Origin of the sequence: Streptomyces aureocirculatus (genome assembly GCF_000720475.1) — a bacterium.
GTDB classification, from domain to species: Bacteria; Actinomycetota; Actinomycetes; order Streptomycetales; family Streptomycetaceae; genus Streptomyces; species Streptomyces aureocirculatus.
The window spans coordinates 122,561-131,912 of record NZ_JOAP01000040.1; the positions used below are offsets into that span (position 1 = coordinate 122,561).

At 65.2% G+C, this 9,352-nt stretch carries 9 protein-coding genes; 5 read left to right on the forward strand and 4 right to left on the reverse strand.

Features of this window, described 5'->3' with window-relative positions:
- Positions 1–60 precede the first annotated feature (60 nt).
- From IG78_RS0130295 to IG78_RS0130305, 3 genes are all read left to right on the forward strand, one after another.
- Positions 61–744 (forward strand): hypothetical protein, encoded by a 684-nt coding sequence (locus tag IG78_RS0130295; protein ID WP_030568855.1) that lies wholly within the window; start codon positions 61–63, stop codon positions 742–744.
- Positions 745–845: 101 nt separating this feature from the next.
- The gene (locus IG78_RS0130300) at positions 846–2,264 is read left to right on the forward strand and encodes a ParB N-terminal domain-containing protein (protein WP_030568856.1); all 1,419 of its coding nucleotides are present in this window, start codon (positions 846–848) and stop codon (positions 2,262–2,264) included.
- Positions 2,261–4,087, forward strand: a complete 1,827-nt coding sequence (locus IG78_RS0130305; protein ID WP_030568857.1) for a DEAD/DEAH box helicase — start codon at positions 2,261–2,263, stop codon at positions 4,085–4,087. Before IG78_RS0130300 ends, IG78_RS0130305 begins: the two co-directional genes overlap by 4 nt.
- Here IG78_RS0130305 and IG78_RS46485 read toward each other — a convergent pair.
- Positions 4,080–5,141, reverse strand: a complete 1,062-nt coding sequence (locus tag IG78_RS46485) for a DNA cytosine methyltransferase (protein WP_078965823.1) — start codon at positions 5,139–5,141, stop codon at positions 4,080–4,082. The two genes, IG78_RS0130305 and IG78_RS46485, sit on opposite strands and share 8 nt — an antisense overlap.
- A gap of 127 nt (positions 5,142–5,268) precedes the next feature.
- Here IG78_RS46485 and IG78_RS53065 point away from each other — a divergent pair, with 127 nt between their 5' ends.
- Complete coding sequence (locus IG78_RS53065) at positions 5,269–5,976, forward strand: HNH endonuclease signature motif containing protein (protein WP_030568858.1); 708 nt, start codon at positions 5,269–5,271, stop codon at positions 5,974–5,976.
- 98 nt (positions 5,977–6,074) lie between these two features.
- The gene (locus IG78_RS0130315; protein WP_030568859.1) at positions 6,075–7,316 is read left to right on the forward strand and encodes a DNA cytosine methyltransferase; all 1,242 of its coding nucleotides are present in this window, start codon (positions 6,075–6,077) and stop codon (positions 7,314–7,316) included.
- Here the strand turns inward: IG78_RS0130315 and IG78_RS46490 are convergent.
- From IG78_RS46490 to IG78_RS0130325, 3 genes are all read right to left on the reverse strand, one after another.
- Positions 7,227–7,760, reverse strand: a complete 534-nt coding sequence (locus tag IG78_RS46490) for a very short patch repair endonuclease (protein WP_078965827.1) — start codon at positions 7,758–7,760, stop codon at positions 7,227–7,229. The genes IG78_RS0130315 and IG78_RS46490 overlap by 90 nt on opposite strands.
- Complete coding sequence (locus IG78_RS0130320; protein WP_078965824.1) at positions 7,735–8,640, reverse strand: NaeI family type II restriction endonuclease; 906 nt, start codon at positions 8,638–8,640, stop codon at positions 7,735–7,737. Before IG78_RS0130320 ends, IG78_RS46490 begins: the two co-directional genes overlap by 26 nt.
- 67 nt (positions 8,641–8,707) lie before the next feature.
- On the reverse strand, positions 8,708–9,352 hold a 645-nt coding region (locus IG78_RS0130325), incomplete at its 5' end, for an SEC-C domain-containing protein (protein ID WP_030568861.1).

The following is a 9,352-nucleotide window of genomic DNA, read 5'->3' on the forward strand; positions in this document are numbered from 1 at the left end:
ATGCAGCCGGATCGCTCGCTGGCCCGGTGGAGACACAGGACCTGACGTAAGGGGTACGTGGTGGACATGCCGTCGTGGACGGACCCGAAGCTGGGCACGATGAAGCGCGCCGCCTTGTGGCTGGTGACCGTCGTGGGTGAGACGAACACCTTCACCAAGGAGGACGTGAAGGCGGCGTTCCCGGGGGTCAGTCAGGCTGATCGCCGGGTCCGTGACCTGCGTGATCATGGCTGGCAGATCGACACCAACCGCGAGGACGCCTCCCTCGACCAGCACGAGCAGCGCTTCGTTAAGCAGGGGGAGCCAGTATGGCTGCCGGGCAAGGGCACCCGTCCCGGCATCTCGATCACGCAGACCAGGCGGCGCGAAGTGCTCGCGCGGGACGGGCACTTCTGCCGGTCGTGCGGGATCGCGCCGGGCGAGACCTACGCCGGCACTCACGAGTCGGCGCAGATCGACATCGCCCGGCGGGTAGTGCGGCAGCCGGACGGCAGCAAGATCACTGAACTCGTCTCCGAGTGCAACCGCTGCCGCGTGGGTGGGCGCGGTGCTGAAGCTGACCTGAGCGCGATGATGAAGCGCGCCGAGGGCCTCAGCGCCCTGGACCGCAGGATGCTTACGGAATGGATGAAGCGGGACCAGCGTCAGTTCAGCGCGGCGGAGGTGTTCTGGGCCGAGTACCGGTCGCTTCCCGAGGAGTCGCGGGCGAAGGTTCGCGAGGGCTTGAAGCTGCCGGCCGAATAGTAGGCACGGTCCCTTATGTAACCCGCGGTCGCGCTGACCCACTTCACGGGCAGCGCGCCCAGGCTAGCGGTAATACCCCTGAAACTGGTGAGGAGATTCTGGTGGGTAAGGAATTCGGCCGGCCGCCGAAAGCGGATAAGAACCGTGAGCTGATCGAGCAGCGGCTTAAGGAAATCGCGGACGGGAGCGGGGTTCGGGAGACGCTCACAGTCGAGTGGCGTACACAGCCGCTGCACGTCGAGGTGATCGACATGCCGGTGCAGGATCTCTACTACAACCCGGGGACCCACCGCATCCAAGCCCAGCGGAGTCATGAACCAGAGCAGGACAAGCTGCTCGACGAAGCTCCCTGGGAACCGGGGAGCCAGGATTACCTGCACCATCTACTGCAGGTGCTTCCGGAGGACCCCGAGAAGAAAGACCCCGCTTTCAGGGAGTTGATGGAGAGCCTTCGAACCGACCGGCAGAAGGAGCCTGGGCTCATCACGCGAGACGGTGTGCTCGTCAACGGCAACACGCGGCAGGCGGCCCTCAAGGAGCTGACCGTTGCGAACATCCGAGTCGGTGTGCTTCCCGAGTCGTGCACGTGGGACGACATCAACGCGGTGGAGCTGTCCCTTCAGCTCCGGCCGGACCAGCGCCGCGAATACTCGTACATCAACCGGCTTCTGGCCATGGACGAGCAGCACGCTTTGGGGCGCCCCATCGCCGACGTGGCGAAGGAGTTTCGCATCCGTACCTCAACGTGCGAGCAGGACCTGTGGGTCCTCACATGCCTCCGCGATCTGATCGAGCGGTCCGGCGATGGGAGTGCACGGCTTCGGCTGCTGGACTTTGAGAGGCATCAGGAGAAGCTGCGCGAGGTCTACCGGCGTTACACAAAGGAATCTCCGGTAAGCAGGGACGATGCAGAGCTGCTTAAGGAAACACGGCTCGCCGCCATCGTCCTGGAATTCTCCAAGACTGACGTACGGCTCATCGAACCTGATTTCCGGGAACGGTACCTCGACAAGAGGCTGCCGGAAGAACTGAAGACGGACGCCGAAGCCCCGGCGATGGGTGTGACCATTCCGGGGCTCAACCGCACCATGAGGGCAGCGGCGCCAAAGGTCGCCCAGGCAAAGGCGCTGACTGACCTGATCCTTAAGGCGAAGGCGGTCTCGACCGCGAAGGGTGACCCGCTCAGTGAACGGAGCAGAGCGGCGAACACGCGGTTCAGTGCCGCACAGGAAGCGTTCGAAGCCGCCCTGGAACCTGCGGGCAAGGACGCCCGGGTCCGCAAGCGCAAGCAAGCGGCTCAGGACCGCATTACCGATGCCTGCCAGGACATCGAGCAGTGCATCACCGACCTCACGCTCGCCAGGGCCTCCGGAAGCCTCGATGAGGAGGCCTTCGACGAGGCGGTCCTGACCCTTCGGGAGACCCTGACGAAGCTCGCGGTCGCGACCCAGCGCAGCATCAAGGCACCTGGTGACGGCGTCGCCTGGCTTCGTGAATCGGTCAGGAAGGAAGGAGTGTGACGACGACCGCGCAACCGTCGCTGCGCATCGCCTTCGACGTCACCCGCACGCGCGCCGTCCTGCGTGCGGCTCCGGGACACGAAGAAGATTTCGCCAGGCTGGCAGCCCGTTTTCCCGCTGCAGGGCAGCGGACTCTGTCGTCGGTAGAGGTCGACCTGGATGACTTCCTCACTGGACTTGAGGCGCTGGCCATCTGGTCCTCCCCGGATGTCGAGTGGGAAGAGGAACTGGCGACGCTCGTCGGCGGCGTGCTGGATGACGCCGAGCGCGCCGAGCGATGGCTGGACGGCTCCGACGCAGCCACTCCCGTAACGGCAGGATCGGTCGCGGACCAGCTCGGGCCGGATTGGCGCGCGGATCTCACTGACTTCCAGCGACGGGACATCGCGCGTCTCCTGTCCCTCCAACACGGTGCGAATTTCTCCGTGCCAGGAGCCGGGAAGACCCGCGTCGCCCTCGCGGTATTCGCCGCGATGCGGCAACGGGGTGACGTACACCGACTGCTCGTCGTCAGCCCCAAGTCCGCTTACGAATCCTGGGATTATGAGAGCGGGGTGTGCTTCAAGGAACCGCTCAACGCCCGTGTCATGAAGGGAAGCCCTGACCCTCGTACGGATGGCCTGATCGTCAACTATGAGCGCCTTGACCGGTCCCTAGCCGGGCTCGCGTCGTGGCTTCGCAGCACCCCATCGATGATCATTCTAGACGAGGCACACCGTATGAAGCTCGGGGCACGAGGCATTTACGGCAGCGCCTGCATGGCGCTCGGACCGTTGGCACGCCGGCGTCTCATCCTCACCGGGACCCCCGCCCCCAACGGGGCCCGCGATCTGGAGAACCTGCTGTCCTTCGTGTGGCCCGGACACGGTCGGCGAGTGGTGACCGGCGCTGTAGCCGGGGGCGACCTCGCCCACGCTAGCGCGGTGCTGCGGCCACTGTTCACCCGGACCACCAAGAAGGAACTGGGGCTCCCTCCATTCGAAACACGCATTCGTTACGTTCCGCTCCCGCCGCTGCACCGTGAGATCTATGACGCACTCGTCGGCCGTTACACCGCCCGCGCTGAGGCTGGTCGGGAGGACTTCGACGCTCTAGGCAAGGCGATGCTGCGCCTCCTTATGGCAGCGACGAGCCCTGCATTGCTCCTGGAGGGGGAGAGCCGGTACGCCCCGCTCGACTATCGCCTGCCGCCGCTGGAAGTGCCGCAGACAGACTCCCTGTACTCACTCCTGCGGCAACTGCCGGACTACGAGTTCTCTCCGAAGTACAAGGAAGCGCTCAGCATCGTCGCGGAGAACGCGGCCATGGGGCGGAAGACGCTGGTGTGGACGACCTTCGTACGCAGCCTCACCACGATGGAGGGGCTCTTCTCCGCCTATCAGCCGGCCGTCGTGCACGGGGGGACACCTGATCGCGAGGAGCAGCTCAAGAGGTTCAGGGAGGACCCTGACTGTCACGTGCTCCTCTCCAACCCGGCGACCCTGGGCGAGGGCATCAGCCTTCACCAGGTCTGCCATGACGCGGTGTACGTAGACCGGGACTTCATGGCTGGCCGCTTCCTTCAGAGCCTCGACCGTATCCACCGTCTCGGTCTGGCCCCTGGAACAGAGACACGGGTCACGGCTCTGGCGGCCGAAGGCACGATCGATGAGGTGGTGGCCCTGCGGCTGCGAGAGAAGCTTGAATTCATGGGCCAGATCCTGGACGACCCGGCCGTGCAGCAACTGGCGGACTTGCAGGAGGAACCCTCCCTCGCCGCGGGCATGGACATAGCCGATGTTCGCGCTCTCCTTCGGCACATCGACTCTCATGCGGTCAAGTGAGGGGGCACGTCGAGCGGTGGTTCGCTGATTGGAGTTGCTCCGCATGACTGGGGAGGGAGTCTGTCCCCTTGGCAGGAGCGTCTGTCCGATCCAGCGCCGCCGCGATGGCGCGGCCTACAGCTCGTGCCACGGGCGGAGGAAAGGCATTTCCCACCTGCCGGTAGACGGACGTCTTGCCTCCGGCGAACGTCCAGTCCGGAGGGAAACCCTGCAACAGCGCGAGCTGTGCCAGGGTGAGCCGCACCGGCAGTTGATCGTGAGGCGCTGGCGGCTCGTTCGCGACGCTGGAGCCGTTCACCCCGATCTCAGCCCAGGCCCTTCTCGCTCGGGTTGGCCCTAGGTCGGGGCCTCCGTGTTTCCGCGAGCCACCGCACAGTGTTGGCGCGATCCGCTGGGCTTGGGTGGCCCACGTGTCAGCAAGCCTCCAGCCTCGGGATGCCATCGATTCGCGAAGTACGGCGCCTACGTGCACCGCCTGCGTGATCGGAAGGTGTGCCTCAGGCCAGCGGAAGTTGGCGAACGTTTGCGTTTCCATACCCACTAGGACCGCGCGTGGTCGTAGCTGCGGAACGCCGAAGTCGCGGGCGTAGAGCAGGCGCCATTCAGCGGTGTAACCGAGGTTGGTGAGGGTGCGGAGGATGGCTGTCCGGTAAGCCGAGAACTTCTCCTGAAGTAACCCCTTCACATTCTCTAGAAGGATCGCCCTCGGTTTGATGGCGGAGACGAGGGCGAGCGCTGCTGGGATCAGATCGCGCTCGTCCCGCAGTCCGAGCTGTCGGCCAGCGATCGAGAACGGTGGGCACGGAACGCCAGCCGCAAGGAGGCAGGGGCGGGCTGCCGCCGCGGCATGGAAGCACTCCGCTGACCTGAGGTCTGCTCGCACGACGTGCCAGTTCGGACGGTTCTGCCGCAGCGTCTGGCACGCGTCGTGGTCCAGGTCGATGAGCGCCTGATGGCTGAAGCCGGCCTGCTCCAGCCCAAGAGCTTGACCTCCGGCGCCGGAGCACAGTTCGACACACGTGCGGGAGCCCCTGGTGTGCGGTTGATGTGACATCGCTGATCCTTTCGGCCCGGGTTTGGGTCGAGATCAGCTTGCCGTTACTTGCCGCGGCAAGTAACGGCAAGCTACGGTCTCCATTCGATAGAGGCATGTATGGAACATTTGACCGATAGGCGAGCGGATGACTGAATCCGGGTTGAACTGGCGGAATGAAGGACTCGGTACGAGGGTCCGGGTCGCACTGTGGCTTCGGGACGAGGTGGGGAAGGGTGGGACTTTCTCCAGGGCCAGGCTCCGTAAGGCGATCCAGGGAGCGGAGCAGGTAGACCGGCGTATGCGTGATTTGCGGCCTGCGGGGTGGGTGATCAGGACCTATCGGGACCGGCCAAGCCTGCAGCCCGACCAGTTGTATCTGGAGAAGGTCGGGCGTCCCGTTTGGGAGCCGGAACACAGGGCGGCAGGTCTGCGGCAGATCAGCTCCAAGACCAGGCGGCTCGTGCTTGAGCGGGACGGCCATGCTTGCCGGCGATGCGGGCATGCGGCTGGGGAGGCTTACGCGGATGATCCGGACTCGCGGGTTCGCCTTACGGTCGGCCATGTCAATCCGCACAAGTCCGGCAGCGCGGCCAATGCGGAGGACCTGATCACGGAGTGCGCCCGCTGCAACGAGACCGTGAAGCACCTCACAGGGGTGCAGATGACCAAAGGCCAGGTCTGGGACCGGGTCACGGAGCTCCCCAGGCGGGGTAAGCGGGACCTGCTCGACTGGATGAAGGCAGACAGGCGAACCATGTCCCAGACGGAGAGGGTCTGGGCGATGTACCGGCAGCTTCCGGCAGTGACACGGGAGGAACTCCAAGCGGACCTGGACAGGTTCTTGGGGAGCTGACACCTCCGTCTATGTGAAAGTCGGCCGGTCCCGTGGCTCCTGATCCCGGAGGGATGCGACACTTGCGTGTCTGCAATTCGCCGCACCAGGAGGAGTCGATGGGGACCGCCCACCGCAAGCTGACCTCAATCGAGATCTGCGCGGGTGCCGGCGGCCAAGCCGTTGGGCTCCACCAGGCTGGCTTCCGGCATCTCGCGCTGGTAGAAATCGACAAGTACGCCGCCGAGACGCTGAGAGAAAACATCAAGTCGCGTCCGTCATGGGGCTGGGAGAAGGATCACTGCCTGGTTCGCGAGACGGATGTCAACAACTTCAAGCCGCTGGAGGAGGTTCCCGACCCCGAGGGACACCGGAGGAAGCGGGACTCCGGCAAGCGGATGCTTCAGCCAGGCCAGCTCGACCTTCTCGCTGGTGGTGTGCCCTGCCCACCCTTCTCGGCGGCGGGGCATCAACTGGGCCGGGATGACGAGCGGGATCTCTTTCCTCGCATGCTTGATCTCGTTGAGGAACTCAAGCCTCGCGCAGTCATGATCGAGAACGTCCGAGGGCTCGTGGAGCCGGAGCTTAAGTTCCGCTATTACCGGAACCACATCAAGAACCGGCTCCGCAAGGCTGACTATGTCATCTGTGGCTGGCGCGTTCTGGAGGCTCAGAACTTCGGGGTACCACAGCTCCGGCCCCGCGCCATTTTGGTGGCCATCCGTAAGGACCAGTATCGCGGCTTCGACTGGCCAGTCCCCCAAGAAAAGGTGCGCCGCGTCGTTGATGCGCTGGGCCCCAGCATGGAACGACGGCTCGGGGCGGGCACCGACCGCTACAAGAAGTGGCACGGGGCCGCGAACCTTGGCACGGTCGCGCCGACGCTGGTCGGTGGTTCCAAGAAGCACGGCGGAGCAGACCTCGGTCCGACAAGAGCGAAGCGGGCCTGGGGGGTTCTCGGCGTCGACGGCATGGGTGTGGCCAATGACGAAGACGAAATGGTTGACCCCGGGCGCGACCTGGGCAACCTGGAAAGGGGCCCGAAACTCACGGTCCAGCAGGCGGCCATCATCCAGGGTTTCCCGGATGAAGAGGACGCTGAGGGGCCATGGGTGTTCATCGGAGGAAAGACGGCGCGCTACCGGCAGGTCGGTAACGCGTTCCCGCCCCCGGTCGCAGCAGCCGTCGGCGAGAAGATCCGGGACGCCCTAACCCGCACCGGGCCACTGCGCGACGACCCGAGTCCGGAATTTGAACCCGAGGCCGACCCGTCACTCGTCGCGCCCGAGCTTCCCCTTCAGGAGAGCATCCCGTCGCTCGAGGACGACGCGGAGGACAGCGCGCGCGCACTCGTCGGGTGACTCGTGCTCCCAGAAGCGCAGAACCGTCCAACCTGCTTCCCTCAGGATTCGGTCCGTGTCTCGGTCCCGAGCCATATTGCCCGCGACTTTCCCTGACCAATAGCCTTCGTTTGTTTTGGGCGGCACGTAATGCTCAGGGCAGCCATGCCAATAGCAACCGTCAATGAACACGGCTACCTTTGTCGGCCGGAAGACAATGTCCGCAGTCCTGCGCAGGTCAGGCAAGGGTTTCGCAGCTACCCGGTAACGGAGCCCCTGGGCGTGCAGAAGCCGACGGATCAACCGCTCCGGCTTGGTGTCCCTGCTGCGGATGGCCTGCATGTTCCTGCGTCGAGCCGCAGAAGACGCCCACGAACCTGCCGGTGGGGTCCAGTCTTCAGTTGCGCGCACCGGGGCTCCTAGTGGCTGTCTCGGCCGGTCAGGCTGAGGGCGCTTCTTCGCCATCTTGCCCAGCACCGTCACGCAGTGCGATCCACTCGCCCGGCTGGAGGGTGATGCCGCGAGCGGCAGCCTGGTCACGTGAATCCACCCAGGTGCCACAGAGCACGGTGAGTCCCTCTTTTGCCGCGAGATCTCGTAGCTGCCGAGCGCGACGCATGGGGTCTTGCTTGCCCGACCCCACCGTCAAGAAGACATTTCTCGGGATGATGTGCCCTTCAAGGAAATGGAACATCTTGAGCATGCGCCGTACCTGGCCCGGCTTTTTGGCCAGCACCTGCGATACTTGTTCCTCCGTCAGGTAGCGCAGGGGATTAACCGGAAGCTCTGCCCAGTCGTAGAGCGGAAGGCTCCATTGTTCGCGTGCCTGTACCGCCAGACCGCGTTTCTGGTCCTTGTTTCCCTTGCCGCGGTAGAGCCACGATCTGTGAGCCCGAACGAGCCATGATCTGTGCCGATTCTTCTTCAACTGGATCTGAGTGCAGATGCATAGCTGACAATGAGCCTCAGTGGGGATGGCCCAGTTGTCGCCCACGGTGACCTTGATGTCTACGGGAACGTCGGCGATCAGGGTGTCCAGCGGTCTGGTCTTCGGCAGCCCGAGTATGCGGAGGATCTCGTACTCGAGCTTCGCCCCGACGGAGGCGCGTTCGCCCGGGTGTACCTCGGGCGACATCAGATCAAATCTGCCCGTCCTCCCGCCGTCGAGAACGTAATCGATCGAGTTCCGAATCGCTTCCGTGTAGGCGTCTGCTACTGGGTGGCTACTCAGCCAGGAAGCGACGGACTGAAGTTCGGCGTCGTCGGCGGACGCAAGTAGTTGGTGCTCTCCAGGCTCCGTGTTGCTGCAGGGCTCACCAGGGCCTTGGAGTATTAGCCGTGCCATCCTGGAAATTTCGCTTTCGAGTCAGAAAGTCCGTCAGTGCTCAATGGATTGCGACAGGCGAAGCCGGCTACTCGCTCGCCCCGTGGCAGTTGGAGTACGCCTGCCCCGCCCCACACCAACACCCATCCCCCCGCTCCGGCGGCCACCCCACAGCCCGCCCCCGCGCGGCCAGCGTCGTCGCGTACTGGGGGAGCAGCGAGGTGTCCCCCGGGGAGGCGCCCTCCGAGGCGGCGAAGGCCTCGTAGGAGGGGACTGTGCCCGTGACGATGCCCAGGTTCGGGGTGCCCGAGGCGGAGAGTTGTCGTAGCGAAGACTCTATGGTCGCCAAGTGGGCCTCGTGGGAGGGGTATTCGGCGGTGAGGGACGGGTACGCCGTCAGGAGTTCCGTGAGTTCGGCGGACGGCCAGTGCAGGATCGCCACCGGGAACGGGCGGGACAGCGCGTCCCGGTAGGAGCCCAGTTCCGCCTGGAGGCGGGTGATCTCGGCGCGGAGGTCCTCGGGGTTCTCCGAGCCGAGGGCCCAGATCCGCTTGGGGTCGTGCAGTTCGTCCAGGGGGACCGGCGTGCGGCCCGCCGCCGCGGCGCGTGCGCGGTGCACCCGGTCCGCGAGGCCGTCCCACGCGTCGTGGGCCTCGCCCAGGAGGCGGCGTACCCGGTGGCGGCCGAAGAGGAGCGGGTGGGTGGGGTAGGGGGGTTCCGCGCCCGCCGCGCC

Bases quoted from the DNA above. Each gene is read 5' to 3' on its own strand.
- IG78_RS0130320 (WP_078965824.1), bottom strand. From the start codon at position 8,640: ATGGCACGGCTAATACTCCAAGGCCCTGGTGAGCCCTGCAGCAACACG.
- IG78_RS46490 (WP_078965827.1), bottom strand. From the start codon at position 7,760: ATGGCGAAGAAGCGCCCTCAGCCTGACCGGCCGAGACAGCCACTAGGA.
- IG78_RS0130315 (WP_030568859.1), top strand. From the start codon at position 6,075: ATGGGGACCGCCCACCGCAAGCTGACCTCAATCGAGATCTGCGCGGGT.
- IG78_RS53065 (WP_030568858.1), top strand. From the start codon at position 5,269: ATGACTGAATCCGGGTTGAACTGGCGGAATGAAGGACTCGGTACGAGG.
- IG78_RS46485 (WP_078965823.1), bottom strand. From the start codon at position 5,141: ATGTCACATCAACCGCACACCAGGGGCTCCCGCACGTGTGTCGAACTG.